The following is a 25,831-nucleotide window of genomic DNA, read 5'->3' on the forward strand; positions in this document are numbered from 1 at the left end:
CCGTCCCACCGCACCACCGCGCCCCACCGCACCACCGCGCCCCACCGCACCACCGCGCCCCACCGCACCCCCCCGCCCCCCCCCCCCCCCCCCCGCCCCCGCGCCCCCCCCCCCCCCCCCCCCCCCCCCCCCCCCACCCCGGTGTCACGTTGTCGGCGACGCCCGCCCAGAGGACACGATGCGTCAGGCCGGGGCGGCCGGGCAGCTCGCGCCGACCGGTGGCAGGACTCGATCGATGAGGTACCTGTCGACGTTCCCGCGGGTGCACTCCGTGCGTGGGTAGCTGGCGTGACCCGACCCCTCGTAGGTGAGGAGGCGGCCATGCGTGCCGAGTTGGCGCGCCACCCGCTGCGCCCCGTCGTACGGGGTGGCTGGATCGTGGCGACCGTTGAGCAGCAGCACCGGGGTGCTCGTCCGTACCCGCAGCTGATGTTGCGGGTTGACCGCCGTCCACCCCAGGCAGATCGCGGCGAAGCGGACGGCCAGCGGGGAGGCCCGCAGGTGCGGCGCCGCGTCGCGGGACACCTTCAGATACCGGTTCCACTCGGCGAAGTCGTCGACCGGCAGCGACCAGTCCTGGCAGAACGCGGGTAGGGCGTACTCGGTCAGGTCCTTCCCGCTGTCGACCGGGACCATCGGGGACGCGAGTGAGGCGGGCTCGCCCCGCTCCACGGCGAGAAGCATGGTGGCGAGGTCGGCCCAGGTCGCGTCGAAGAAGTTGACGAACGTCGCGAACCCCAGCTCGAACCAGGTGAGCGTCTCGCCGGTACCCGCCTCGACGAGCGTGCCGGCGTCGGCACGGCGCAGCAGGCTGTCGTACAGCGCCGGTACGTCGCGTCCGTGCAGCGCACAGCTCGGGGTCCGCTCGCACCAGCTCACGAACTCGTGGAACAGGGCCTCGTTACTGGCTGCCCCGCTGCGGAAGTAGCCCCGGACCCCCTGGCTGTGGTCCATCACGCTGTCCATGGCCAGTGCGCGGACGCGGTCGGGAAACAGCTCGGCGTAGGCCTGCCCGATCAGGGTGCCGTAGGACCACTCGTAGAAGCTGAGCTGCCGCTCGCCGAGTGCCGCCCGGATCGCGTCCGTGTCACGCGCGACGCTCACACTGTCGAGGTGGTCGAACAGGGGGCCACTCTGCGCGCGGCAGTCCTCGCGCAACTGGCGGTTGTAGGTGCGGAGTCGCTCGAACTCCGCCGCGGTGGTGGGTGTCAGGGAGGGGTGTTGGGCCAGCAACGCTGATGAGCAGCGCACCGGTGCGCTGCGCACCGTACCCCGGGGGTCGAAGCCGACGATGTCGAAGCGGCGCAGCACGTCCGGTCCGAGCTGGCTGGTCGCCGTCAGCGCCACGTCCACCCCGGACAGACCGGGACCACCGGGGTTGAAGACCAGGGCGCCGATGCGGGTGGCCGGGTCGGCGGCGGGGCGGCGGGCCAGGGCCAGCTCGAAGGTCTCCCCTCGCGGCCGAGCCCAGTCGACAGGCAGGCGCAGGGTGCCGCACCGCGTACCGGGATCGTCGGCCGGGTCCGCGCACGCCCGCCACTCGATGCGGCCGTTCCATCCGCCGGTGGTGTTTCCAACGGAACCGGTGGCCGGGCCGCTGCCGGCGGACGACGTCGGCGGAGTGACCGCGAGCGCCGGTGGGGCGTTCAGTGACAGGGCGACGAGGACCGCGACGGCGGCCGGAAGGTAACGGGCGAGCGACGGGCGTCGGCGGTCGAGCCCGCCGGCCCGCCGGAGAGTGGGTCTCTTCATGGTCAGCATGCGCCCAGCCTGCCGACGGCCGGTCCATGCCGGATCCATGCCGGTCCGGATGCGGCCCGCCGGGAACGCTCAGCGCGTGGTCGCCAACCGCTCGGACAGCTCACCGGCCAGCGGATGACCGATCCGGTCGAAGATCGCCAACGCCTGTCCCCAGAGGTCCTTCGACGTGTCGTGCTCGCCCACCGCGCGGTGGCTGTCCCCGAGCCGGACGAGTGTCTCGGCCCGTCCGCACTGGTCCTGAGCGTCGGAATACAGCGCGAGGGCGCGTCGATAGCAGTCCACCGCGGTCGGGTGCGCCCCGAGACCCTGATGGGCGAAGCCGAGACTGTCCCAGGTCTGGGCCTCGCCCACCCGGTTGTGGACCTCGGCATGGAGTGCCAGTGCCTGCTCACAGTAGGCGATGGCCCGGACGTGCTCGTCCAGGCGGGCGTGACCCCACCCGATCGCGTTGAGCGCGTCCGCCGCGCCGCGCGCGTCGTCGCTGCCGCGGAACAGTGCCAGCGCCGCCTCGGCGTGCGGCAGCGCTTCGCGCGGGTTGCCCTCGATGTCGTACACCCAGGCGAGATGCAGGTGGATGCTCGCCTGCCCCGGCCGGTCACCGATCGTCTCGTACCGCGCCATCGAGCTGCGCAGGTGGCGGCGGGCGGCACCGTACCGGCGGAGCTGGAGGTCTGCCAGCGCGAGGTCCCGATGGGCCACCGCCTCGGCCCCCGGCTCACCGCGGCGTTGGGCGACGGCGACCGCGACCGCCTGTACGGCGCTCAGGTCGTGCCACCGCGACATCCGGCTGAGCAGGGGGGTCAGGGCCTGGGCGAGCTGCCCGGCGTGGGCGTCGAAGCGGTGGGCGACGGCTTCGTCGACGGCGGCCAACAGCACCTCCTGCTCGACGGTGAACCAGGCCAGCGCCGACCGGTGGTCGGCGAACGTCGGCGGTGACGCGTCGGTGGGCGGGGGCAGCGGATCGGTCGGCTGGTGGCCGGCGTCGACAAGACCCGCCGCGGCCCGGACGGTCCGCAGATAGTGGTCGAACACGCGCTCGCGGGCGGCTCTCCGGGCGGCCGCGGAGTCGTGGGTGTCCGTCAGCTCCTCCCCGTAGGCCCGGAGCAGGTCGTGACAACGGAAGCGGCTGGGGGACTGCTCGGTCAGCAGGTTCGCCCGGGTCAACTCGTCGAGCGCCGGCCGGATCTGGTGCGGCGGTGCCCCGGCGAGACTGGCCGCCGCCGCCGCGCCGAGGTCGGCCGTCGGGTGCAGGCTGATCTGCCGGAACAGTCGGGCCGCGTCCGGACTGAGCAGACGGTACGACCAGGAGAGCACCGTCCGCAGGTCGGTGGCGGCGTCGTCGGTGGCCAGGGCCGCGAGCCCGCCCCGGGGCACGGCCAGATCGTCCGCGATGGCCTGGAGGGGGAACGCGGGTCGGGCGGCGGCCCGCGCCGCCACGATGGACAACGCGAGGGGCAACCGCGCGGTACGGCTGACCAGCTCGTCCACCGCGGCCGGCTGGGCGGCGGCCCGTGCACCGAGCCGGCGTACGAGCAACTGGCGTGCTTCGGCGGCGCTGGGCAGATCCAGTGCGACGGTGTGGGCGCCCTCGGCGGCGACCAGGCCCGGCAGCGTGTGGCGACTCGTCACGATCACGCCACAGCGGTGGGAGCCGGGAAGCAGCGGCCGGACCTGTTCGGCGTCGCGCGCGTTGTCGAGCAGCACGAGCAGCCGTCGGTCCGCGGTCAGGCTCCGGTACAGGGCGAACTGGGCCGCCGGTTCGGCGGGAATCTCCAGGGGTTTGACGCCCAGGGCGGGCAGCAGCGATCGCACGACGACGGCGGACGGTGCCGCCTCCCGTGTCGCCGTGCCGAAACCGCCCAGGTCGACGTGGAGCTGCCCGTCCGGATAGTGGTGCAGGCTGTCGTGTGCCCAGCGCAACGCCAGCCAGGTCTTTCCGACGCCGCCGGTGCCGGTGACGACGACGGTGCCGGCCGGTTCGGTGTCGTCGAGCAGCAGCGTCGTGAGTTGGGCCAGCTCGCTGGTCCGGCCGGTGAACAACGTCGGTGGGGCGGGCAACTGCCGGGGAACCATCCGTGCTGGCTGCCCCTCCGACGGCCGTGCTCTGGATGTCGACACCTCCCGGTCGGCCCGCAGGATGCTGGTGTGCAGCCGTTGCAGCTCGGCGCCGGGCTCGACCCCCACCTCCTCGGCCAGGACCCGACGCACCTGCCGGTACGTCGCCAGCGCGTCCGCCCGCCGTCCGGCCCGGGCCAGCGCCACCATGAGCTGCCCCCAGGGGCGCTCGCGCAGCGGATCCTCGTCGATCCGGGTCCGGAGCGGCTCGATCAGCTCGTTGTGCCGCCCGGCGCGGAGATGGAGGTCCGCGACCTCCTCCAGCAGACTCGACCGCTGCTCCTGGAACCTGGTCCGGACGGAGAGCAACACGCCCGCGCCGGGCAGGCCCGCGAACGGCTCGCCCCGCCACAGCGCCAGCGCCGCCTCGAACGCCCGCAGGGCATCCGCGTAGCGGTCCTGTCGCAACGCGTGATAGCCGCGCTGGGCCAGGTCGTCGAAGGCCACACTGTCCAGCGTCTGCCCATCGAGGACGAGACGATAACCGGTGGCTCCGGCGAGGATGGTGGGCTCCGGCGCGCCGGGGGACCGCAGCGCCCGGCGTAGCGCCCAGACGTAGGTCTTCACGTTGCCTGCTGCCGTCTTCGGCGGGCGTCCCTGCCACAGCTCGTCGACGAGCTGGTCGATGGACCACGCGCTGCCCGGCTGTGACAGCAGGACGGCCAGCAGGCGCACCTGCATCGGCGTGCCGAGCGTCAGCAACTCCCCGGCGGAGGAGCGAACCTCGACCGGCCCGAGCAGGTGGTACCGCATGGCTGACCTCCCCCGTGACCGCGGGCCATCACCCCACCGTACGGCCTGACGGCGGTCCATCGCCGGGCACCTCGATCGCGGCGATCCGGGCTGGCTCGCGGGTGGATTGTCCCCGGGGTGCGGCCCGCGGCTGGCGAGGTCGATGCGGTGCAGCAGATCGACACGTCGCTGCCCCAACGGAGGTGAAGCTCCTCATGTGCGGAGCAGTGGCGTGCTTAGCTGCATGGGTGATCACTCCCGTTTCCCTCGGCACGTGGCCGACACCGTTGGAGCCCGCGCCCCGGCTCGCGGCGCGGCTGGGGCTGGCCGAGCTCTGGTTCAAGCGCGACGACCTCAACGGCCTCGGCGGCGGCGGCAACAAGATCCGCAAGTTGGAGTACACCTGTGCCCAGGCGATCGCCGCCGGTGCCACCACGGTCATCACCTCGGGTGCGCCGCAGAGCAACCACGCCCGGCTCACCGCGGCCGCCGCCGCGCGGCTCGGTCTCGCCTGCGTGCTGGTGCTCGCCGGCCCGCCCGTGGCGAAGCGGCGTGGCAACCTGCTCCTCGACGGGCTTGCCGGCGCGGAGGTCGTCTGGGGCGGGGACGGCCCGCTCGCCGAGGTAATGGCGGCCGAGGCGGAGAGGCGATCCGCCTGGGTGATCCCGTTCGGCGGCACCTCGCCCGCGTCGGTACAGGGTTACGTGAACGGCGGCCGGGAGTTGCGGGCGCAGGTGCCGGACGTCGACGGGACCGACGTCGTGGTGGCGCTCGGCTCCGGTGGCACGATGGCCGGGCTGGTGCGGGAGTTGGGTGCCGCGCGGGTGATCGGCGTGGATGTCGGTGCCCTGCCGGACCCTCGTACGACAGTCGCCGGGCTGCTCGACGGCGAGGTCGAGCCGGACACGCTGCGGATCGACGGCTCCCAGGTGGGCACCGGGTACCGCACGCTGACCGACGGCGCCCGGACGGCGCTGGAGACGACCGCGCGCGAGGAGGGGATCTTCCTGGACCCGACGTACACCGGCCGGGCGATGGCGGGGCTGCTGGCCGGCAGCTTCCCGCACGGCGACAAGGTCGTCTTCCTGCACACCGGGGGACTGCCGGGACTCTTCGGTCACCCCGACCTGTAGGGCGCCGACTGGCGGAAGCCCCGCGCGGTGCCCTTCGGCCAGACCGCACCGAAGGGCACCGCTCGCCGGTCAGGCGTTGGCGAAGTGCGCGCGGTGGTCGTGGGCGAACTCGGCGAAGGTCCGCGGCTGCCGGCCGACGATCCGGGCGACGTGGTCGTTGGTGAAGTCGCCCCACCCGGAGCCGTAGGCGACCCGGTACTCGGTGAGAACCTCGGCCGACCACGTGTCGAGGCCCGCCTGGAGCAGACTGTCGCGCGTCTGTTCCGGGTTCTGCGGTACGTACGTGACGGGCTGTCCGAGGGTACGAGCGATGTCCTCGGCGGCCTGGTCCAGGGTGATGCTCTGCGGCCCGGTCGGCGTGTAGATCATGCCCTCGTGTCGCTGCGGGGCGGCGAGGATCGCTGCCCCCGCGGCGGCGATGTCCCGGGTGTCGATCATCCCGACCGGCGCGTCGCCGAAGAGCCCGTAGAGGTGCTCGCCGGCCTTGGCGCCGAGCAAATTCTGCATGAAGTAGCTCGGTCGCAGGATCGTCCAGGGGATCCCGGAGTCCTGCACCTCGGCGTCGGAGAGCGCGTGCAGTCGACCGTTGCGGGTGGGCGCATCGTGTGCGGCACCGATCGCGGAGAGTCGGACGATGTGCCGCACGCCGGCCTGGCGGGCGGCCCACACCGCGTTCATGCTCTGGCTCGGGGCCAAGGGACCCATCGGCGTCAGCAGCCACAGCGTCGTGACGCCCTCGAACGCCGGGGTCAGCGTGGTGGGGCGGTCCAGGTCGCCGACGACGTACTCGACACCGTCGAGGCGGGGTGCGCGCGAGACGTCCCGGACGAGGGCGCGTACCGGCTGGCTGCCGGCGAGTTCGCGCAGCACCTCCCTCGACACGGTGCCGTTTGCCCCGGTTAGCAGAATGGTCATGGTCGTCCTCTCGGTGGGGGCGAAACCGTGGTCGGGCCATCGGTCGCCGCCAGCGACGATATAGTCCAAAACATGTACCGTCCAATGATTGGACTACTTTATGAAACGCAGCACACTGAAGGAGCAGGACCCCGACCTCGGGATCCTGGCCGTGCAGCTCTCCGCACGGGTGCAGCGGGAGATCTTCCGACACTCGGCGGAGCACGGGTTCGACGACGTCCGCCCCCGCCACGGCGCGGTCCTCGCGTACCTGGACGCCGAGGGCACCCGACCCGGCGAGCTGGCCCGGCTGGCCGGCCGCAACAAGCAGACGATGGGCGCGATCCTCGACGAATTGGAGCGGCTGGGCTACGTCCGGCGTGCGCCCGACCCGGCGGACCGCCGGGCAAAGCTGATCGTGCCGACGGACCGGGGTCGCCGGTTGATGGAGATCTCCGACGGTTTCGTGCACCTGATCGAGCAGAAACTCGCCGACATGCTCGGTCCCGACCGGTACCGGGACTTCCGAGACGCGCTGGGCCATGCCGTGGCGAACCTGCCGGCGACCGGCCACGACACCGAGGGCTGAGCCGGCGGGTGACGGCGCTCGCCGGCTCGACCAGACGCCGCCCGGCGTCGTCCAACTCACGTCGCACGGTTCCGACTGTGCCGTGCGGTTCGCTGCCGGGCTCACGTCGGTGATGCCCGGCTCGGCCCTGACGTACCTGGTCGTGAGCTAGGCCGACGCGTGAGACCTGGCCGATCGATGATCTTCCCGTCTGGCGGGCGACCTGCCACCGGATGGCCGGTGCGGTGGCCCCGACCGTCGTCGGGATTCCACGCAGTGGGCGCTCCCTTGTGGATACCCCACTAAAGCTGTAGGAATAGTGGGTCATCCTGACCGGGAGAGGCCATGACTGTTGTGACCGCAGCGCAGACCGTGGGCTCCGAGGACGGTGCCCCACCACCGGCGCGTCCCCCGCGCGTGGCCGATCGGGCCGGTTGGTGGCGACGCATCGCGCTCCGCGGCGTCTCCCTGGTGGTCCTGCTGGCGATCTGGCAGATCCTCGCGCTGCTCACCGACAACCCCACGTTCATCCCGGCGCCGAGCGCCGTGTGGGACCGCCTGGTGCAGACCTCGACCACGCACGACGGGGTGCGGGGTTACAGCGGTCACCTGCTGATCGAGCACCTCGGTGTGAGTCTGCGTCGCATCCTCATCGGTTCGGTGGTGGGTGTGGCAGCCGGGTTGGTGCTCGGCCTGGTGATGGGCACGGTCACCTGGGTGCGGGTCGCGACCGAGCCGGTCGTCACCTTCGTCCGCGCGCTGCCGCCGCTGGCGTACTTCAGCCTGTTCATCATCTGGTTCGGCATCGACGAAACCCCGAAGCTGTGGCTGCTGTCCATCGCCGCGCTGCCCCCGGTCGCGGTCGCCACCGCCTCCGCCGTCCGGGCCGCGCCCACCACCCTCGTCGAGGCCGCCCGTGCCCTGGGCGGCGGCCGCTGGGCGGTCACCCGTGACGTGGTGCTGCCCCACGCGCTTCCGGAGATCTTCACCGGCATCCGGCTGGCCGTGGGCATCGCCTACTCGTCGGTGGTCGCCGCCGAGACCATCAACGGCGTACCGGGCATCGGCGGGATGGTCCGCGACGCGCAACGCTACTCGCAGACCGACGTGGTGGTGCTCGGCCTGTTCGCCATCGGCCTGTCCGGCCTCCTCATCGACGCACTGCTGCGAACGGCTGAGGACCGGCTCGTTCCCTGGCGCGGTCGAAGCTGACCCGCGCCCTCCCCACCTCGCAGAACGGACGTCCCGTGCGCAGACCACGTGTCGCAACCCTCCTCGCGGCCACCCTGCTCCTGGCCGCCGCCGTCCCCCTCGCCGGGTGCGGCAACGGCGCCGCCAGCGGTGGCGGCGACCCCCAGCGCAAGAGCATCCGGCTCGCCTATCAGGCGTTCCCGAGTGGCGATCTGATCGTGAAGAACCAGCGACTGCTGGAGGCGGCGCTGCCTGACTACACGATCACCTGGACCAAGTTCGACTCCGGCGCGAGCATCAACACCGCGTTCGCGGCCGGCAGCGTGGACATCGCCGCGATCGGCTCCAGCCCGGTCGCGCGCGGTCTGTCGGCGCCCCTGAACCTGCCCTACCGGGTGGCCTTCGTCCTCGACGTCGCCGGCGACAACGAGGCGTTGGTGGCCCGCAACGGCGCCAACGTCGCCAGCATCACCGACCTGAGGGGCAAGAAGATCGGCACACCGTTCGCCTCGACCGCGCACTTCAGCCTGCTCGCCGCACTGGAGCGCGCCGGAGTCAAGGAGAGCGAGGTGACCCTCGTCGACCTGGAGCCGCAGGACATCCTCGCCGCCTGGACCCGCGGTGACCTCGACGCCGCGTACTCCTGGTTGCCCTCGCTCGACGACCTCAAGAAGTCCGGCAAGGTGCTCGTCACGAGCCGCGAACTGGCCGCCGCCGGCAAGCCAACCCTGGACCTCGGGGTGGTCTCCAGCGCGTTCGCCGACGCGCACCCCGAGGCCGTCGACGCGTGGCGCAGGGCGGAGGCGAAGGCCCTCGACCTCATCGCCAGCGACCCCACCGCCGCAGCCACCGCCGTGGGTCGGGAACTGAATCTGGACGCCGCCGCGGCCCAGCACCAGTTGAGTCAGGGCGTGTTCCTCAAGCCCGCCGACCTGTCCAGCCCCGAGTGGCTGGGCTCGCCCGAGAAGGTCGGCGCGCTCGCCGACAACCTGTACAACGCGGCGGTCTTCCTCAAGGCGCAGAAGAAAATCGACGCGATTCCGGACCGGTCGGTGTTCGAAGCGGCCATCTACACCAAGGGCCTGCCGAGTGTCCTCCAACCCTGACGCCGCAGTCGAGGTCCGCGACGTCACCCACACGTACGGGACCGGGTCGGCGGCGATCACCGCCCTCGGCCCGGTGGACCTCCGCGTGCCGCCGGGCGCCTTCCTGGTCCTCGTGGGCGCCTCCGGGTGCGGCAAGACCACGCTCCTGCGGCTGGTCGCCGGCTTCGAACGGCCGACGACCGGTACGGTGACCGCCGCCGGCCGGCCGCCGGTGCCGGGCCGAAACGCCGGTCTGGTCTTCCAGCAACCGCGGCTGCTGCCGTGGCAGACGGTCGGCGGCAACGTCGGTCTCGCGCTGCGCTACGCCGGTGTGCCACGCTCCGAGCGGTCGCCCCGGGTGACCGCGCTGCTGGACCGGGTCGGCCTGCCGCAGGTCGCGCACCGTCGCACCTGGCAGCTCTCCGGCGGCCAGCAGCAGCGGGTGGCCATCGCGCGGGCGCTGGCCGTGGACAACCCGTTGCTGCTGCTCGACGAGCCGTTCGCGGCCCTCGACGCGCTCACGCGGGAGCGGTTGCAGGAAGACCTGCGCCGGGTCAGTGCCGAAACCGGCCGTACGTGTGTGTTCGTCACGCACAGCGTGGACGAGGCCGTCTTCCTGGGCAGTCGGGTGATCGTCCTGACCCGCCGACCCGGCCGGGTGGCCCTCGACGTGGACGTCGACCTTCCGCGCAGTGGTGTCGAACCCGACCAGTTGCGCGGCTCACCCGAGTACGCGGCCCTGCGCGCCACCATCGGCCACGCCGTGCGTGCCGCAGCCGCCTGATCGAAAGGGCACAGCCGTGACCGACACCCTCGTGAACCTGACGCTGGAACCACTCGGGCCGCACTTCGGCGCCGAGGTGCGTGGCCTCGACCTGCACGGCGCGACGAATGGTGAACTCGCGGCGGTGCGCGCCGCACTCGTCGACCGCAAGGTGCTGTTCTTCGCCGATCAGCGCCTCGACGACGACGGTCAGGTCCGCCTCGGCCGCCGGCTCGGCGAGCTGACCGCCTCCCATCCCGTGGTCGGCGGGGTGGACGAGAGCCATCCCGAGGTGTACGCGCTGGACAGCGCCGACAACGGCTTCGCCGACGTGTGGCACACCGACGTCACATTCGTTGCCCGTCCACCCCTCGGCTCGATCCTGCGCGCGGTGACGCTGCCGCCCAGCGGCGGCGACACGACCTGGGCGGACAGCCAGCTCGCGTACGACTCGCTCGCCGAGCCGGTGCGCCGTCTGGTCGACACCTTGGTGGCCGTGCACGACGGCAACCGCGAGTTCGGCTACTACCTCGCCCAACGCCGTGGTGGGCGGGGCAGCGTGTGGGACGGCGAGGTCATCACCCGGCTGGATCCCGTGGAGCACCCGGTGGTGCGCGTTCATCCGGAGACCGGACGCCGGGGCATCTTCGTCAACCCCGGCTTCACCTCGCACATAGTCGGAGTGTCGGAGGCCGAGAGCCGGGCCATCCTGGACCTGCTCTACGCGCACCTCACCAAGCCGGAGCACCTGGTGCGACACCGGTGGCGCCCCGGCGACGTGGCGATGTGGGACAACCGCAGCACCGCCCACTACGCCAACCGTGACTACGGGGGCGCCCGGCGGGTCGTCCATCGCATCACCCTGCGCGGCGACCGCCCCCGGGGGCCGGCCGATCCCTGGCGCGGCCCGGCCCGGTGACCGCAGGCGCGGCAGTGTGGCCCGCGAGTGCGCCGCTCAGCGCAGCCCGCGTACGAGGTTGTCGACGAGGGTGCGGGCGAACTCCTCGGTCAGCGGCTGGTCGGGGACCAGGAGCCGGTGGTAGCAGGCGCCCCAGAGCTGGTCGACGACGGATTGCGGGTCGATGTCGGCGCGGAGCTGCCCGCGGGCCACGGCTCTGGTTAGGGTCTCCACGGCGAGCGCGCGGCGGGGGCCGGAGTAGCGCTCCCGGTAGGCGGCGGCCAGCTCCGGGTCGGTCTGCGCCTGGCCGATGAGTTGGCTGATGACCCGCCCGGCGGGGGTGTCCCGCACGAGGTGGACGAAGGCGACGAGCTGGTCGGTCAGGTCGGCGACGATGTCGGCGGTGTCGGGGAAGGCCAGCGTGGGAGCGACGACGGTGAAGTAGCCGTCCAGGGCGAGCGCCCCCCGGGACGGCCACCACTTGTAGATCGTCATGCGGCTGGCCCCCGCCTGGGCCGCGACCTTCTCGATGGTGAAGCCGGCCATGCCCTCGGTCAGCAGGAGAGCGCCGGCTGCCGTGAGGATCTCCGCGCGTACCTGATCGGCGGGGCGACGGCCGCGACCACGGCGCGGCGGGGTGTGGGCGTCCGGCGTGAGCTGGGCCACTGGTCCTCCCGGTTATATGGACAGCGTGTCTACTGGATGATTATATGGACACAGCGTACACAGCGGTGCCCGATCTCGGAACGCGCCGCGACGCCGATCGAAGGAGACGAGGACCATGACGGCTCTACCACGACGACGGCTGGGTGCCTCCGGACCGGAGGTTTCGATCATCGGGCTGGGCGCGATGGGCATGTCGGACCTGTACGGCCCGTCCGACGAGGCGGAGAGCGTGGCGACGCTGCACGCGGCCATCGACGCCGGCGTGAACCTGGTCGACACCGGGGACTTCTACGGCTCCGGCCACAACGAGATGCTGATCGGTCGGGTGCTGCGTGAGCGACGTCGGGACGAGGTCGTGCTCAGCGTGAAGTTCGGTGCGCGCCGCACACCGGACGGCGCGTTCCAGGCAGCACCGTACGACGTGTCGGCGGCGGCGGTGAAGGACCGGTTGGCGTACTCGCTACGCCGGTTGGGCACCGACCACATCGACATCTACCGGCCCTCCCGGCTGAACCCGCAGGTGCCGGTCGAGGAGACCGTGGGCGCGCTGCTGGAGATGCGGCAGGCCGGCTACATCCGGCACATCGGGCTCTCCGAGGTGGGCGCGGACACCATCCGCCGGGCGGCGGCCGTCGCGCCGATCAGCGACGTCCAGATCGAGTACTCGCTGCTGTCCCGTGGCCCCGAGGCCGCGATCCTGCCGGCCCTGCGCGAGCTGGGCATCGGCCTGACCGCCTACGGGGTGCTGTCCCGTGGTCTGCTGAGCGGGCACTGGTCGGCGAACCGCGAGCTGACCGGCACGGACTTCCGGGCAAACAGCCCTCGCTTCCAGGGCGAGCACCTGGCCGCCAACCTGCGGCTGGTGGACGCGCTGAGCCGGGTCGCGCAGCGGCTGGGGGCCACCACGAGCCAGGTGGCGATCGCCTGGGTGGCGGCGCAGGGCGAGCAGATCGTGCCGCTTGTCGGCGCGCGGCGGCGAGACCGGCTGACCGAGTCGCTGGCCGCGGCCGACCTGGTGTTGGACCGGGAGGCGCTGGACGAGATCGAGCGCGCCGTGCCGGCCGGTGCCGCCTCCGGTCAGCGGTACGCGGCCCCGATGATGGACCTGCTCGACAGCGAGAAGTGACGGCCACGTCAGGGAGTTGACCGCCAGACCCAGTTGCGACGCTCGTAGAGCGGCACCAGCCCGGCCCGGCGCAGATTGTTCAGCGACGGGTTCTGCGTACCGGGTGCGGGCTTCCCGGTCTCGGCGAAGAGCCACCGGCATCCGGCCTCGGCCGCGGCTCGGGCGCGAGCGGCGATCAACGCCGACTGCGCGCCGAGGCCGCGGTGAGCGGGTGCCGTCGCGGCGGCGTTGAGCGAGGCGGCCTCGTCGTGCAGGAACAGGTTGCCGCCCGCCACGAGCTCCGCGTCGTCCCACGCGGCATGGGGTCTCCAGGCCGGTTCGCCCACGGTCGCCCTCAGCACGTCGGTGAGCCCACCGGCCGGCATGCCGAGACCGGCGAGCAGCACGTTCGCCCAGCGCTCCGCCTCGGCCGTCGGCACCGGGCCGACGCGCAGGCGGGTCGGGGTCGCGGCGACGTCACCCGGCCGAGCGGCGAGCTTGACCCAGGTGCTCCCCGCTTCGAGCCCGCGCGCCGCGGCGATCTCGTCGAAGCCCGCGGGCAGCGCCGACGGCACAAGCTGGAGGACGGCCCGAGCGACGCCCTGCTCCCGGTAGAAGTCCAGGACGTCGTCCAGGGTTCGCGCGTCGAACGGCTCGGTGATGCCGAACCCGAGCGCCTTGCTCCAGTACCCACCGGAGGGGTCGTTGCGCATCGCGAGGGCGACACCGCCGCCGATGCGCGTGGTCGTGATCCCGAGATCGGTGTACGCGGGCTCAGGCGCCCGCGACTCGTAGGAGTACATGAATTCGCACTCCACGCCCTCGGCGAGCGGCATCAGGTCGGCTGGTTCGATCATCAGCTGATCATCGACTTGTGTCGGTCCCAGGCCCGCACGAGCTGCATCCGGTTGTGGATACCCAGCTTGTGGTAGATGGACCGGAGTTGGGTGTCCACCGTGTGGAAGGAGACGAAGAGGTGCCCGGCCGCCTCCTTCTTGGTGGCGCCGGCGGCGATCATCTCGGCCACCCGCTCCTCCGCGGGTGTGAGCGCCTCGATGCCCGTGCGCGGCGGCTCATCGATCGACGACCGACGGCGCGGGGTGGCCGCGAGTTCGGCGCACCGGCGCTCGGCGGTCGCCTGATCGCCGGGCGCGCCGATGCGGGCGTAGAGGGCCGCCGCCTCGTGCGCGGCATCCCACGCCTGTGCCGGCCGAAGTCGGGGGCTGTCGGCGAGGTCGAGCAACGCGTCGGCCAGAGCCGGCCACGCGGTGGTGGTGCGCAGCCCGTCGACCGCGGACCGCAGTGCGCCGGGGTCGCGATCGAGCAGCCCTCTGGTCTGGTCCGCCAGAGCCTGCCACAGCGGGACCGGAGTCCGGGTGGCCACCAGTGCGACAAGTTCGGTGACCCGGCGAGCGGCCTGCGTGTCGCCAGCGGCCACCGCCGCGCGGACCAGACGGGGGCCGAACTGCGGCACCGGCAGGAGCGACCGCACCGACCGGTGCAGGTCGGCGACGATGCTGTCGAGGAGGTTCGCCGGCTCGCTGAGGGCGGGATCGCGGACGGCGACGCAGAGGGCGGGCGTCCACACCGTACTGTCCGGCCACCGTCTCCGGGTGAGGCAGGCGCGCAGGGCGGCGCGCGCCCTGTGGTGCTCGCCTCGGCGGTAGTGCACCTCCGCGAGGACCGTGACCAGTAGGGCACGTGTCTCCTGGCTGATGTCCATCGAGTCGGATCCGAGCCTGGTGGCCGCGAGGGCGGCGGCCTCGGGTAACTCGCCCACCGCGACCATGCGTAGGCAGTCCAGGGCGGTCAGGGTGCCGCTCAGCGGCGTACCGGTCGAGGTCGTGTCGTCGAAGGCCTGACCGGTCGCCGTCCGGGCGTCCTGGTGGCGGCCCAGACCGAGTTGCACCAGGATTGCTTCGGTCCGGACCGAGGTGGCGTCCCGTCGGGCCGTCCTGGCGTCGGGATCCAGTGCCGTCAGGACGGCGTGTGCGCCGGGTAGATCTCCGTGCGACAGCGCGCGGGCGGCTCGGCCGAGGGCGAGGTGGCGGGCGGATGACCGGTCACCCGATGTGGCGTGCGCGGTGCCCGCGTCGCGCAGCAGGGCGTCGGCGTCCGGATGTCCGGTGCGGGCGGCGACGGTGGCGATGACGGCGAGCAGCGTGGCTCGGCTCGGGGCGTCCAGTCGCTGGTTGAGCGACTCCCGGAGGCCCGCGAGGGCGACCGACGGTGGTTCCAGTGCCGCGATCTGTGCCAGGCGGCTCAGCAGCAGGGCGCGGTGTCGCGTACCGCGGCCATTCGCGGCGATCTCGACCGCCAGGACGCGCAGGGCCGCCTCGCCGCGCCCGGCGAGCCGGAGCTGGTCCGCCGCGGCGAACAGCCACCGTTGTCGTTGCTCGGCGTCGATGGCGATGTCGTCAGCCGGGATCGCCGTGGCGTTGAAGGATGATTCGGACAATGGCGTTCTCCCCGGTGGTTACCCGGCGCGTCTAAAGGCCGTCCTGCGACCGAGCCTATCCATGGCGGGAGAGGCGGGCGACCAGATCGACGAAGCGGCGGAATTGCGGCGTAAGGCCCACGACGTCCCGGAAATATCAGAAAGTAATGGCGCGATTACGTGATGTGACGGCACCGATTTGGCCCCGATCATCGAAGCATGGCCCACACGACGTCGTCGCCCCTTGATCGTTGGCTGCCGAGCAACGCGGCGGGTCGGCCCGACTGCTCCTCGACAGCCGACGACCGGGGCGAGCACCCGGATCGGACCAGCCTGCCCGGCGCGAACCGGCTCCGGGTCGTCCTGCTGGCTCTCGTCGTGTTCGCCAGCACCGGCGCGGGCGGCCACGCTCCGCCGTGGACCCGCCTGGTGGTGGTGGCGACCGCGGTGGCCGTACCCGTCACGATCGCGGTCCAGTACGGATGGCCCGCAATACGCACCCTGCTGGGGCTGCCGTCCGGGCCACGCCCGCGAGGCGGATCCGTGTCCCCGCCCGAGCCGGCCCAACCGACATAAGGAGATAGTGATCATGGCGAACAGCGATCCTCAGCCGCGCCGCGGCGACCAGGGGGCACCGCCCCTCGCGGGCCGCAACATCGAACTGGAGCGGCAGAACCCGGATCTGGTGGTGCCGCCGACGACCGACAGTCGACTGGTGCCCAACCTCAAGTTCTCGTTCTCCCAGGCGCACACCCGGGTGGAGAAGGGTGGCTGGACCCGCGAGGTCACCAGCCGGGACCTGCCGATCGCCACCCAGTTGGCCGGCGTCCAGTTCGGATTGGAGCCGGGCGGGTACCGCGAGATCCACTGGCACCAGCAGTCCGAATGGGCCTACATGCTCAGCGGCAGTTGCCGGATCAGCGCTGTCGACCATGAGGGACGCAACTTCATCGAGGACGTGAAGGAGGGCGACCTGTGGTTCTTTCCGCAGGGCGTACCGCACAACATCCAGGCGCTGGACGACGGCGCCCAGTTTCTGCTCGTCTTCAACGACGGCGCCTTCTCGGAGAACAACACGTTCCTGCTCAGCGACTTCTTCGCCCACACTCCCCGGCACGTCCTGGCCAAGAACTTCGGCTGGACGATGGAACAGATGGAGAACCTGCCCGAGCGGGAGAAGTACATCTTCCAGGGCGACGTCCCGCCGCCCCTGCAACAGGACCGGGTGGTCAGCCCCACCGGCGACATCCCGCGCAGCTTCAAACACCGGATGACCGCGCAGACCCCGCAACGCTTCCGCGGCGGGACGGTGCGGGTCACCGACTCGACCAACTTCGCCGCGTCCGTGACCACCGCCGCGGCTCTCGTCGAGGTCGAGCCCGGGGGAATGCGCGAGCTGCACTGGCATCCCACCACCGACGAGTGGCAGTACTACATCTCCGGCACCGGTCGGATGGGCGTCTTCGCGTCCCAGGCCGCCGCCCGGACGTTCGACTTCCAGGCCGGCGACGTGGGCTACGTGCCATTCGCCTACGGGCACTACATCGAGAACACCGGTGACGAACCGCTGGTGTTCCTGGAGATGTTCCGGCATCCACGCTTCGAGGACATCTCGGTGATGCAGTGGATGGCCAACACGCCCCACGAGATCATCGCGGACACGATAAACGTGCAGAAGTCGATGGTCGACGCCTTGCCGACCACCAAACAGGTGGTGATCTGACCACGGTGGCCGGCCCTCGCTGATCAGCTCCCGGCGGGTGCCGACGAGGTGGGCGCCTGGGCAGGTCGTCGGCGTCGGAACATCGCGCCGGCGACGACGTCGACGACGAGGAAGGCGAGCAGGGTGAGCCCGAACAGGGGCAGCGCCCAGCCGACCGCCACGACCACCGTTGCGCCGATCAGCAGGGCCGGTAGCGGCAGTCCGCGTACGACACCACGGGCCGGCCGGGTGCCGGCGAGGGCGCGTCGGTCGGTGCGGGTGGGTCGACGTTGCCACCACATGCGGTAGCCCCAGACGATGACGCAGAGCAGCCCGAGGACGAGCGCGGCCAGCAGGATCTGGTTGACCAGGCCGAAGAGCAGGCCCATGTGGGCCTGGACGCCGAGCCCGCTCAGTTGGGCCAGCAGGGGCCAGTCGGCGAAGTCGCTGCGCGCGGTGACCGTACTGGTGGCCGGGTCGACGGCGATGCGGTCCTTGGCGACCGGCCAGGTGTTGTCGATCTGCGTGACGGTCCAGGCGACGCCCGGCTCCGCCGCCGGATTGATCTCGACCGGCCCGGAGAGTCGCGCGTCGCGGGCGACTGTCAGCACCCGGTCGAAGGCCGCCGACTCGACCGTTGCGCCCTCCCCGGCGTCACCGTGGTGATGGCCGCCGCCCGGCTCGGCGGGGACCGCGCTGAGGCTCGTGGAGATCTCCGGCGTACGGGCATTGAGCGCGTCGAGGCCCGAGGCGAAGTTCGCGCCCGCGTAGCGGGACCAGGTCAGGCCGGTGGCCGAGAGGAAGAGCAGCCCGACGGTGAGCCAGACGCCCGTGGTGGCGTGCCAACTTCGGGTGCGGCGAACACCCCGGCCGGTGGACAGGTCCGGCACGAGCAGGTGCCGGGCGCTGGCTCGGGCGGCGCTGCGTCGACGCCACCAGAGGATGACCCCGCCGAGTGCCATCACCCACAGCCAGCTCGCGGCCAGTTCGGAGTAGTTCTCGCCCGCCGTGCCCAGGTGCAGGTGGCGGTGCAGGTCGTCCAGCCACGTCGCGGCCGGCGTCGAGCCGAACCAGGTGGTGAGCTGACCCTGGAACTCGCCGGTGTACGGGTTGATGTAGACGGTGTGCTGCTTCTCGCCGAGCTCCGGCAGGGAGAAGACCACCCTGGTGGTCCGGTCGCCGTCGCCGGGCTGCACGGCGGTGATGCTGCCGGTGGGGTGCGCGTTCCGCGCGGCCCCGACCTGCTCGGCCAACGGGAGCTGACGGTCACCCACCGGGGCGGCGGTCAACTGGTCGCCGTAGAGGAACGAGTCGAGTTGCGGGGTCGTGGTGTAGGCGAGCCCGGTCAACGCGGCGACCACCAGGAACGGGGCGACGAGGATGCCGGCGTAGAAGTGCAACCGCAGCAGCAGCGCGCCGAACGGCGACGGACGTCGGGCCGGCCGGGCGGGTTTCTCGGGTGCGGAGGGTTCCGGCGTCGCCGTCCCGGACAATTCGGTAAGAGACATGGTGATCCGATCGGAAGAGTCGGGAGGCACCCGAAGGCGTCTCCCGTACTGGTCTGGTCGCCCGGTGGTGTGTCGCGTCGGCTCTGTCTGGTAGTCGGCTGGCCGGCGTCGCCGGTTCCCGGCGACGTGGGGGCCGATTCGCCGAGGTCAGCGTCCGGCCGTGCGGCGCGGGTCACTGTCGCTGTCGGCGGCCGCGGCGAGGAACGCGTTGTAGCGGGCGAGGTCGTCCTCCGCTCCGGTGGCGTCGGCCCGGTCGGCCGCCCGGTTGAGGCGGCCCTGCTCACGTTTGTCGGCGTGGATCCACTGGCGAATCAGGATGATCATGACGACCACCGCGGGCAGCTCTCCGAACGCCCAGGCGATGCCCGCGCCGAGCCTCTGGTCGGCCAGCAGGGACGCCGCCCAGGTGGGGTGGACAGCCGTGTACCAGTCGGGGGCGAGGACGGTGGTCGTCTGCAGGAGGACCAGGCCGAAGAAGCCGTGCGCCATCATCGACGCCAGGTGAATGAGCACCAGCAGGGGGTGGGGGAGGCGCCGGCGGCCCGGGTCGATGCCGATGAGCACCCAGAACAGCAGGCAGCCCGCGACCACGAAGTGGGTGAGCATCGCGAGGTGACCGAGGTGGGAGCGCATCAGCACACCGAGCAGGTCACTGAAGTACAGGCCGAACAGGCTGACGGTGTAGATGCCCAGCGCGACGAGCGGGTGGGTGAGCACCCTGCTGACGCGGCTGTGCACCGCGATCAGCAACCACTCCCGGGCGCCGCGTACCTGTGGGTCGGCCGGTCGGCGTAGCGCGCGCAGGGCGAGGGTGACCGGTGCGCCGCTGACCAGCAGGATCGGCACCAGCATCGACAACACCATGTGCTGTGCCATGTGCGCGCTGAAGAGCACGTACGCGTAGCGGGCGACACCGAGGTCGGTGACCGCCGCCAACAGCAGCAACCCGCCCAGCCAACTCGCCGTGCGGGTGAGCGGCCAGTGGTCCCCTCGCACGCGCAGTCGTCGTACCCCGGCCAGGTAGCCGCCGACACCGAGGGCGCAGAGGGTCAGGAAGAACAGGTCCGGCAACGGCTGCCCGAGCAGGTGTTCCGCTGTCGGCGCGGCGGGCATCGGAAAGCCGAGCAGCTCGGTGATCGGATCGGCGTCGACGCCGTCGGTGGGAATGGGTGTGGGGCTGCGCGACAGCGCCACCGCCAGCCCCACCGTGGCGGCGAACACGGTCAACTCCCCGGCCGCCAACCGGCCGAACGCCCAATGCCTCCCGGCGCGCAACGCCGGCAGCGTACGGACGCGGTGCGCCGCGCCGAGCGCGCCGAGGATCAGCAGGGCAGCGAGCTTGCCGAGGACCAGCCAGCCGTAGCGGGACTGCCACAGGTGGTCGACAGCACCGAGGCGGACGGCGGCGTTGGCCAGCCCACTGACCGACACGGCCACGAAGCAGCCCAGGGCGAGGCGGCTGTACCGGGCGACGGCGTCCGGCAGCAGTCGGCTGCGCCGCACCATCAGCAGGGCGACGAGGCCACCGATCCACACCGCGGCGGCCAGGACGTGCAGGGCCAGGCTGGTGACGGCGACCTGGTGGTTGCCCGCCCCGGCGGAGTGGCCGGTGAAGGCCGGAGGGAGCACCGCCACCAGGGCCAGGATTGTGACGGTCGCGGCCAGCCCTCGGGAGACGCCGCTTCGGGACAGCACCGCGACGGTCAGCGCCAGCCCGGCCTGCACCGTGAGCGACTGCCCCTGCGAGATGGTGGTGGCGAAGCTGACGACAGTCGCGGGCCGGAGCGTCGCCAGCGGTTGCCCGAGCAGGTCCGACACCGTCAGCACCATCAGGGCCAGGGCCGTCACGGACCACCCGAGTGCGGCGACACCGGCTCGCCGCAGGAGCAGGTAGCCGTGCGGCGCGACGCTGCGGCCGTCCCCGGGCAGCAGGAACGCGGCCGTCACCAGCATGCCGACGGTGACGGTGGCGAGGCCGTCGGAGAGCAGGCGGACCACCGGCAGCGCCCGGGTCGTGATCGGCCCCGCGTCGGGGAGACCGGGCAGCGCGGTCGTGAGGGCGCCCCCGACCCGGAGGCCGAGCACCAGCAGGACGGCCCCGGAGAGGACGGCGGCGACCGGGACGGACCAGCTGACCACGGAGCCGCGGCGCCGAGCGGTGGCCGGGACCGACCCGGCGTACGCCTCGGTGGCCGTCGAGGTCCTGGTGACAGTGGACGTGGCGCTCGGATCGTCGTCGGCGAGCCGCGGAGAGTGTGTGTCGGACACGTGTTGCCCTTGCGGTGTGAGGTGATGGGGACGCGACCGCGCGAGAACGGGTCGGTCAGCGACGGGCGGCCCGCCGCCACAGCAACCCGGCCGCCACCACGACGAGAACGGCGAGCGCGGCACCCGCGACGAGCACCGCGGCACCCGGGCCGCCGGCGGTGTTCTTCGCGGCGGCGGACGCGGTGGCGGCCGACGTACCGGCCTCGGCGACCGGCGCGGCGCTGGACGCGGGGTCGGCAACGGTGAACGGGTACGACCCCTGAACGGGGTGCCCGTCGGCGGAGACGACCCGGTAGGCGACCGTGTACCTGCCGTTGGGCAGTGCGTCGGTGATCTGGACCGTGCTCGTCGCCCCGGTGACCACCGGCTCGCCGGTGGTGAGCTTCCGCTTGGCGGCGTCGGTTAGCACGATCGTGGTGAAGGTGGGGTCGAGCCGCTGCATGAATTCGAGGGCGACCTCGGTCGGCGCGCTCGACAGGGTCGTGTCCCGAGCCGGCGTCGACGACTTGAGCGAGTTGTGCGCGCAGGCCGGGGTGGCCGGGATGAGCAGCGCCACGAGGACGGCGAGCGCCGCCGCGCCGAGCCGGACGGCGGTGGGGCGGGATGGCGGCACGGTCCTGGTGACGTCTCCGGTTGGCGGGGTCATCCGAGCACCTGCTCGCCGATCCAGCCGTCCGGCATACACCCGGGTGGGATGGCGAAGACGGCGGAGCCGATCGGGGTGGTCCATTCGTTGAGCAGGTCCCGGTCGGCCAGTCGGCGTTGGATGGGCAGGTACTGCCGGGCGATGTCGGCCTGGTACGAGGTGAAGATCAACCCGCTGTCGGCGTGGCCCTCGGCTGTCGGCACACCGTCGTAGTTGTAGGGCCGGCGCAGGATCTTCAGCCGGTCGTCGGTTTCTCGGGCCCGGGTGAGGTGGGAGAAGTCGGGGATGACGGTGAGCCCGTCGGGGCCGGTGGCGGCGAAGTCGGGCTCGTCGTGTTCGGCGGTGCCGGTGAGGGGCGCGCCGGTGTCGAGCCGCCGTCCGATGGCGAGTTCGCGGTCGGTGCGGCCGAGCAGGTCCCAGGTCTCCATGTTCATGCTGATGCGCCGTAGCACAAGGGTGGTGCTGTCGCGAAGCCACGCCGGGCCGTCCGGCACCCACAGCGTGGTGTCCAGCGGAGTGCCGGGCCGGGGGTTGGCTGTGCCGTCGAGCTGGCCGAACAGGTTGCGCTGCGTGTGGCCGCCCGGTTCGACTCCGGGGCTGCGCCGGAAACCCTGCTGGACCCAGCGGACGACGGCGAAGGGCCGGCTGTCCTTGATCAGGACTCGTTGGGCGTGGGCGACGGTGACCGCGTCGTCCGCGCAGAGCTGCACCAGCAGGTCGCCGCCGGACCAGGCCGGCTGGAGTCGATCGACGCGGAACGAGGGCAGGTCGGTGACCGATGCCGGCCGCCGGTCGTCGACACCGGCGGCCCGGTACAGGCCGGGCCCGAAGCCGAACGTCACCGTCAGCCGTGCCGGCAGCAGCCCGAGTTCGGCCTCGGTGTCGGCAAGCGCGGGTTGGCCCTGGGTGAGCCGGGCGGCGTCGTCGGTGAGCAGCCGCAGCATCCGCCCCAGCGCGGCCCGGTCGGTGCCGGGTCGCAGGGTGAACGCGACGAATGCCGCGTGCGCCTGCGGTTCGGTGGCGACCCCGGCCTGCCGGGCGCCGTGGAACGGCTCGACCAGGGCGCCCACGCTCGCCGCCAGCGTCGTGTCGGCGATGGTCGCCGGCGGTGGTCCGGTCTGCCCGGCACGGGTCACGGCGATCGCGGTCCCGCCGGCCACGGCACCGCCGACGGCGAGAGCCCCGCCGGTGAGCAGGCCACGCCTGCTCACCGGCCGGACGGGTGACGTCTCGGTCACGATGCCGGGCTCATGCTCATCCCCGGCGTAGCGCTCAGGCCGGGCATGGGCTCGCCGTGCCCGGGTGCGTAGCTCTCCTGCGCGCCGGTGAACGGCTTGGCCACCGCGCGGAACTGCTGGGTCCGGCCGTCGGCGAAGGTCAGGGTGACTGTCAACTCGTCGCCGGCCCGGACCGGCTTGGTGAGGTCCATCAGCATCAGGTGATCGCCGCCGGGCTCCAACGCGTGCGTGCCCCTGGACTTGATCACGATGCCGCCCTGCTTCTGCCGCATGACCATCTTGCCGTCCTTCATGGCCATCTCGTGCAGCTCCATGGGCGACACCTCGGTCGTGGCGCTGGTCAGCGTGACATCGCTGTCGCCGTCGTTGACCAGGGTCCCGAAGGCCGCCGTCATTCCCTTGTCGGCCGCCTTCACCCACGGGTCACGAATGCCGAGCACACCGGCGTCCGGGTTGGCCGAGGCCGACGCGGACGACGTGGGCTGCGCCGCCGACGGAGAGTCGGACGAGCCGCAACCCGCGGCGCCCACCGCCAGGACGGCGGCGGCGAGGACGGTGGCCAAGCGGCGTGAACCGAGCGGGTTGGTGCTGCGCATGTGTTCTTCCTCCGATGATTGCTGCTGGCTGGATGGTCGGCCGCAGCGGGGAGAAAGTTCCGGCTCAGGGCACGTTGATCGTGTACTCGGCGGTGTGCACCTTGCCGGCGACCTGGAAGTCGAAGAACGCCCGGTACCGGCCCGAGCTCGGTGCGGTCAGCCAGAACTTGACCGACCCGTCGACCAGCTCCGGCTCGGGGTGGACGTGCACGTACCCGAGGTCGCCCTCGCGGACGACGACCAGGTGCCCGTACGCGCCCAGGTACGGCTCCAGCTGCACGGGCACGGTCGGGTCGGCGCTGACCTTGAAGTGCATCGGCGCCGTCACCCCCACCGTCGGGGTTCCGGTCATCGACACCGCGTACGGCCCGGCCTTCGCCTGGGCCTGTACCGGCGGCAACGCGGTCGGGGTGTGCGCGCCGGGCACGGTGTGGTCGACGCCCAGCACGAGCGGAATCTGCGTGTCGTTGGTCGCGGTGACGGAGAAGTCGGCGTAGACGCGGTAGCCGCCGGGCCGGGCCAGTGTCAGGGGTACGCTCCAGGTGCCGTCGGCCGCCATCGTCGGGTGCAGGTGCTGGTAGCCGGACAGGTCACGGCCGACCACGATCAGGTGCAACGGCTTGTCGTGGACGACCGCGAAGCGGGTCGCCGGTTGCCGGTCGGTCCCGACGATGCGGAACCGGTAGTCCGCGCGTACCCCGGGCGGTTGGGACCGCTCCAGTGGTTGCAGGGTGTAGCCGCCGGCGCTGACCGTCGTCCCGGTCGCCAGCGTCTCGCCCGTCGCGCCGTCACCCCGATGCGTGTGCGGCCCGGTGCCCGCCGGATGTTGGTGCCCGTCGTTCGCGGAGCCCACCTGCCCCGCGGCGGGCGGACCGCCAGCGGGCTGTCCGGCGGTGCGGCTCGCCGGGTTTCCGTCGCCGGTCCCGATGCGGGCCAGCCCGAAGCCGGCCAGTAGCGCGATCACCAGCCCGCCGACGAGCAGGGCCAGGTGGGTGTTGCTCAGCCGGGATCCGGGCGCCGCGGCGGTGAGGTCCGGGTCGGGTCCTGGTCCGGGCTCGACCGTCGGCTCGCCGTCCGTACCGGCGACGGTTTGATCGGTCGGCGTCGGATCGACCGCGACGCCCGTGCGGGCCGTGACGACCGCGTTGCCCTTGCCTGCCGCCGGCACGGTGGTGGCCCGCCGCTTGTCGCCCGGAGTCGGCGCGACGACGGTCTTGCGACCGTTGGCCTTGCCACCGCCGACGGTCTTGCCGCCGACGGCCTTGCCGCCGACGGCCGGGCCGGTGCCGGCCCTGTTCGTGGGACGGGCCCCACCGCCGCGTCGAGCGTAGCTCGCCGGCGAGGTACGGCCCCGGCCGGTGGGTTTGCGGGTGGACGCCGATCGGCGACGCCAGACGATGTACGCGGCCACCGCCCCGGCCGCCGCGACCGCCAGCGCCCAGCCGGCCCAGGCCAGTGCTCCGGGACCGCTGTCCCCGGTCGACCCGGTCGACGGTGCCGCTGCGGCCGGCGGGGTCGACGCGTCGTCCGCGGTGGTCGGCACCGCCGAGGCCGGCCCGGACGTGTTGTGCTGCTCGGTGGCGGCCACCAGCGCCGGGTCCGGCTGGGTCGACGGCGGGCTCCACCCCTTCGGCGCTGCGGCCACCCGCCCGTCGTAGCGGAAGGTCAGGGTGCCCCGCACGGTGTCGCCGTCCGAGGCGACCGACAGGTAGCTCACCGAATACTGGCCCTTCGCGGGCAGGTGGGCGACGGTCACCACCGCGGGGAACCCCGTCGTGTACTCCCGTGGCTCAAACTGCCCGTTGACCAGGAAGTACTCCCGTACCGGCTTCTTCAGCGGCTTCGGCTCGCCCTGCGACCAGCCGTCATCGACCCGGGTGCCGTCCGGGGCGGTGACCGTGAAGAACGCGTTGGCGGCGGCCTTCTCGGTGAAGTGGAGCCGCACCGCCGTGAACGGCTCGCGCACGGTGGAGCCGCCCGCCGGTGTGGACTCGGCGAGGGTCCCGTGAGCTGCGGCGGGTTGAGCGGACGCGAGCAGGGCGACCGCCGAGGCGAGGAGGAACGCGAGGAGGCCCGAGACCACCCGCCCGCAAGTCTGGGGGAGACGACGCATCTGGATATCCTCACCCTCGCGAGACTTTTTTCAAGAGGTGGCGATCTTCTTCCTCCAACGACAAAAGTTGAGGACGAGGTCGCGGGTCGCCGCAGCGGGACGCCCCGGGTGGACACATTCCCTGGCCAGCTATGCTGCCGACGGCGCTGGTTCGCCCCGTCGTGACCGGCTGGGCGTCCTAAGAGGGAACCCGGTGGAAATCCGGGGCTGCCCCGCAGCGGTGAGTGGGAACGACCGCCGTCATCAGCACTGGGCCAACGGCCTGGGAAGCGACGGCCAGTAGGGGACCGGCGCGACCGGTCAGGCCCGCGAGTCCGAAGACCTGCCGGCGCCGCGTACACAACCGTGTGCGCTGCCGTCGGCCTCGCGGGTGGGCTGAGCGGGTGACGGGCCGTGTGTGTGGCGCACGGCC

At 72.3% G+C, this 25,831-nt stretch carries 21 protein-coding genes and 1 riboswitch; of the genes, 9 read left to right on the forward strand and 12 right to left on the reverse strand.

The features are described from left to right. Nucleotides 1-183: 183 nt before the first annotated feature. Nucleotides 184-1,761 (reverse strand): alpha/beta fold hydrolase, encoded by a 1,578-nt coding sequence (locus tag ACFYPM_RS24820; RefSeq protein ID WP_387201333.1) that lies wholly within the window; start codon nucleotides 1,759-1,761, stop codon nucleotides 184-186. 69 nt (nucleotides 1,762-1,830) lie between these two features. Then, complete coding sequence (locus tag ACFYPM_RS24825) at nucleotides 1,831-4,629, reverse strand: BTAD domain-containing putative transcriptional regulator (RefSeq protein WP_387201336.1); 2,799 nt, start codon at nucleotides 4,627-4,629, stop codon at nucleotides 1,831-1,833. Nucleotides 4,630-4,856: 227 nt separating this feature from the next. Here ACFYPM_RS24825 and ACFYPM_RS24830 point away from each other — a divergent pair, with 227 nt between their 5' ends. Next, entirely contained in the window at nucleotides 4,857-5,741 is an 885-nt protein-coding gene (locus ACFYPM_RS24830) for a pyridoxal-phosphate dependent enzyme (RefSeq protein WP_387201339.1), read from the forward strand. A gap of 69 nt (nucleotides 5,742-5,810) precedes the next feature. Here the strand turns inward: ACFYPM_RS24830 and ACFYPM_RS24835 are convergent, their stop codons facing one another. Further along, nucleotides 5,811-6,656 (reverse strand): NAD(P)H-binding protein, encoded by an 846-nt coding sequence (locus ACFYPM_RS24835; RefSeq protein WP_387201342.1) that lies wholly within the window; start codon nucleotides 6,654-6,656, stop codon nucleotides 5,811-5,813. A gap of 100 nt (nucleotides 6,657-6,756) precedes the next feature. On the opposite strand from ACFYPM_RS24835, the gene ACFYPM_RS24840 reads away from it, so the two are divergent. The 5 genes from ACFYPM_RS24840 to ACFYPM_RS24860 all read left to right on the forward strand — a co-directional run bounded on the left by ACFYPM_RS24840 (nucleotide 6,757) and on the right by ACFYPM_RS24860 (nucleotide 11,161). After that, nucleotides 6,757-7,224 (forward strand): MarR family winged helix-turn-helix transcriptional regulator, encoded by a 468-nt coding sequence (locus ACFYPM_RS24840; protein ID WP_387201345.1) that lies wholly within the window; start codon nucleotides 6,757-6,759, stop codon nucleotides 7,222-7,224. Between the two features lie 324 nt (nucleotides 7,225-7,548). Further along, nucleotides 7,549-8,415 carry an ABC transporter permease gene (locus ACFYPM_RS24845; RefSeq protein ID WP_387201348.1) on the forward strand — a complete coding sequence of 289 codons (867 nt, stop codon included), beginning with the start codon at nucleotides 7,549-7,551 and terminating at the stop codon, nucleotides 8,413-8,415. 35 nt (nucleotides 8,416-8,450) lie between these two features. After that, nucleotides 8,451-9,500: an ABC transporter substrate-binding protein gene (locus tag ACFYPM_RS24850; protein WP_387201351.1), complete on the forward strand. Its 1,050-nt coding sequence runs from the start codon at nucleotides 8,451-8,453 to the stop codon at nucleotides 9,498-9,500. Next, nucleotides 9,484-10,263 (forward strand): ABC transporter ATP-binding protein, encoded by a 780-nt coding sequence (locus tag ACFYPM_RS24855; protein ID WP_387201355.1) that lies wholly within the window; start codon nucleotides 9,484-9,486, stop codon nucleotides 10,261-10,263. Before ACFYPM_RS24850 ends, ACFYPM_RS24855 begins: the two co-directional genes overlap by 17 nt. A gap of 16 nt (nucleotides 10,264-10,279) precedes the next feature. Then, nucleotides 10,280-11,161, forward strand: coding sequence for a TauD/TfdA dioxygenase family protein (locus ACFYPM_RS24860; protein WP_387201358.1), 882 nt, complete (start codon nucleotides 10,280-10,282; stop codon nucleotides 11,159-11,161). A 36-nt stretch (nucleotides 11,162-11,197) separates the two neighbouring features. Here the strand turns inward: ACFYPM_RS24860 and ACFYPM_RS24865 are convergent, their stop codons facing one another. Next, nucleotides 11,198-11,806, reverse strand: a complete 609-nt coding sequence (locus tag ACFYPM_RS24865) for a TetR/AcrR family transcriptional regulator C-terminal ligand-binding domain-containing protein (protein ID WP_387201361.1) — start codon at nucleotides 11,804-11,806, stop codon at nucleotides 11,198-11,200. A gap of 115 nt (nucleotides 11,807-11,921) precedes the next feature. On the opposite strand from ACFYPM_RS24865, the gene ACFYPM_RS24870 reads away from it, so the two are divergent. Further along, nucleotides 11,922-12,932, forward strand: coding sequence for an aldo/keto reductase (locus ACFYPM_RS24870; RefSeq protein ID WP_387201364.1), 1,011 nt, complete (start codon nucleotides 11,922-11,924; stop codon nucleotides 12,930-12,932). 8 nt (nucleotides 12,933-12,940) lie between these two features. On the opposite strand, the gene ACFYPM_RS24875 is transcribed toward ACFYPM_RS24870, so the two are convergent. Together ACFYPM_RS24875 and ACFYPM_RS24880 are read right to left on the reverse strand one after the other, a co-directional pair. Next, a complete protein-coding gene (locus ACFYPM_RS24875) occupies nucleotides 12,941-13,768 on the reverse strand; it encodes a GNAT family N-acetyltransferase (RefSeq protein ID WP_387201367.1) in 828 nt (275 codons plus the stop codon). Beyond that, nucleotides 13,768-15,369 (reverse strand): LuxR C-terminal-related transcriptional regulator, encoded by a 1,602-nt coding sequence (locus tag ACFYPM_RS24880; RefSeq protein ID WP_387201370.1) that lies wholly within the window; start codon nucleotides 15,367-15,369, stop codon nucleotides 13,768-13,770. The genes ACFYPM_RS24875 and ACFYPM_RS24880 overlap by 1 nt, the downstream gene beginning before the upstream one ends. Nucleotides 15,370-15,567: 198 nt before the next feature. On the opposite strand from ACFYPM_RS24880, the gene ACFYPM_RS24885 reads away from it, so the two are divergent. Then, complete coding sequence (locus ACFYPM_RS24885; protein WP_387201373.1) at nucleotides 15,568-15,924, forward strand: hypothetical protein; 357 nt, start codon at nucleotides 15,568-15,570, stop codon at nucleotides 15,922-15,924. Between the two features lie 13 nt (nucleotides 15,925-15,937). After that, complete coding sequence (locus ACFYPM_RS24890) at nucleotides 15,938-17,071, forward strand: cupin domain-containing protein (protein ID WP_365070077.1); 1,134 nt, start codon at nucleotides 15,938-15,940, stop codon at nucleotides 17,069-17,071. 23 nt (nucleotides 17,072-17,094) lie between these two features. Here the strand turns inward: ACFYPM_RS24890 and ACFYPM_RS24895 are convergent, their stop codons facing one another. From ACFYPM_RS24895 to ACFYPM_RS24920, 6 genes are all read right to left on the reverse strand, one after another. Further along, nucleotides 17,095-18,558: a PepSY-associated TM helix domain-containing protein gene (locus ACFYPM_RS24895; protein ID WP_387201376.1), complete on the reverse strand. Its 1,464-nt coding sequence runs from the start codon at nucleotides 18,556-18,558 to the stop codon at nucleotides 17,095-17,097. A 147-nt stretch (nucleotides 18,559-18,705) separates the two neighbouring features. Next, nucleotides 18,706-20,826, reverse strand: a complete 2,121-nt coding sequence (locus ACFYPM_RS24900) for a cytochrome c oxidase assembly protein (RefSeq protein ID WP_387201379.1) — start codon at nucleotides 20,824-20,826, stop codon at nucleotides 18,706-18,708. Between the two features lie 55 nt (nucleotides 20,827-20,881). Further along, nucleotides 20,882-21,472, reverse strand: coding sequence for a copper resistance protein CopC (locus tag ACFYPM_RS24905; protein WP_387201382.1), 591 nt, complete (start codon nucleotides 21,470-21,472; stop codon nucleotides 20,882-20,884). Then, nucleotides 21,469-22,683 carry a Dyp-type peroxidase gene (locus ACFYPM_RS24910; RefSeq protein ID WP_387201824.1) on the reverse strand — a complete coding sequence of 405 codons (1,215 nt, stop codon included), beginning with the start codon at nucleotides 22,681-22,683 and terminating at the stop codon, nucleotides 21,469-21,471. Before ACFYPM_RS24910 ends, ACFYPM_RS24905 begins: the two co-directional genes overlap by 4 nt. A 23-nt stretch (nucleotides 22,684-22,706) precedes the next feature. Continuing rightward, nucleotides 22,707-23,306 carry a copper chaperone PCu(A)C gene (locus tag ACFYPM_RS24915; RefSeq protein WP_387201385.1) on the reverse strand — a complete coding sequence of 200 codons (600 nt, stop codon included), beginning with the start codon at nucleotides 23,304-23,306 and terminating at the stop codon, nucleotides 22,707-22,709. Nucleotides 23,307-23,370: 64 nt separating this feature from the next. After that, nucleotides 23,371-25,419: a copper resistance protein CopC gene (locus tag ACFYPM_RS24920; RefSeq protein WP_387201388.1), complete on the reverse strand. Its 2,049-nt coding sequence runs from the start codon at nucleotides 25,417-25,419 to the stop codon at nucleotides 23,371-23,373. Nucleotides 25,420-25,549: 130 nt separating this feature from the next. Next, a riboswitch (cobalamin riboswitch) is annotated at nucleotides 25,550-25,764 on the forward strand. The last annotated feature ends 67 nt before the right edge of the window (nucleotides 25,765-25,831 follow it).

The organism is Micromonospora sp. NPDC005203 (assembly GCF_042872705.1).
Classification (GTDB): domain Bacteria; phylum Actinomycetota; class Actinomycetes; order Mycobacteriales; family Micromonosporaceae; genus Micromonospora.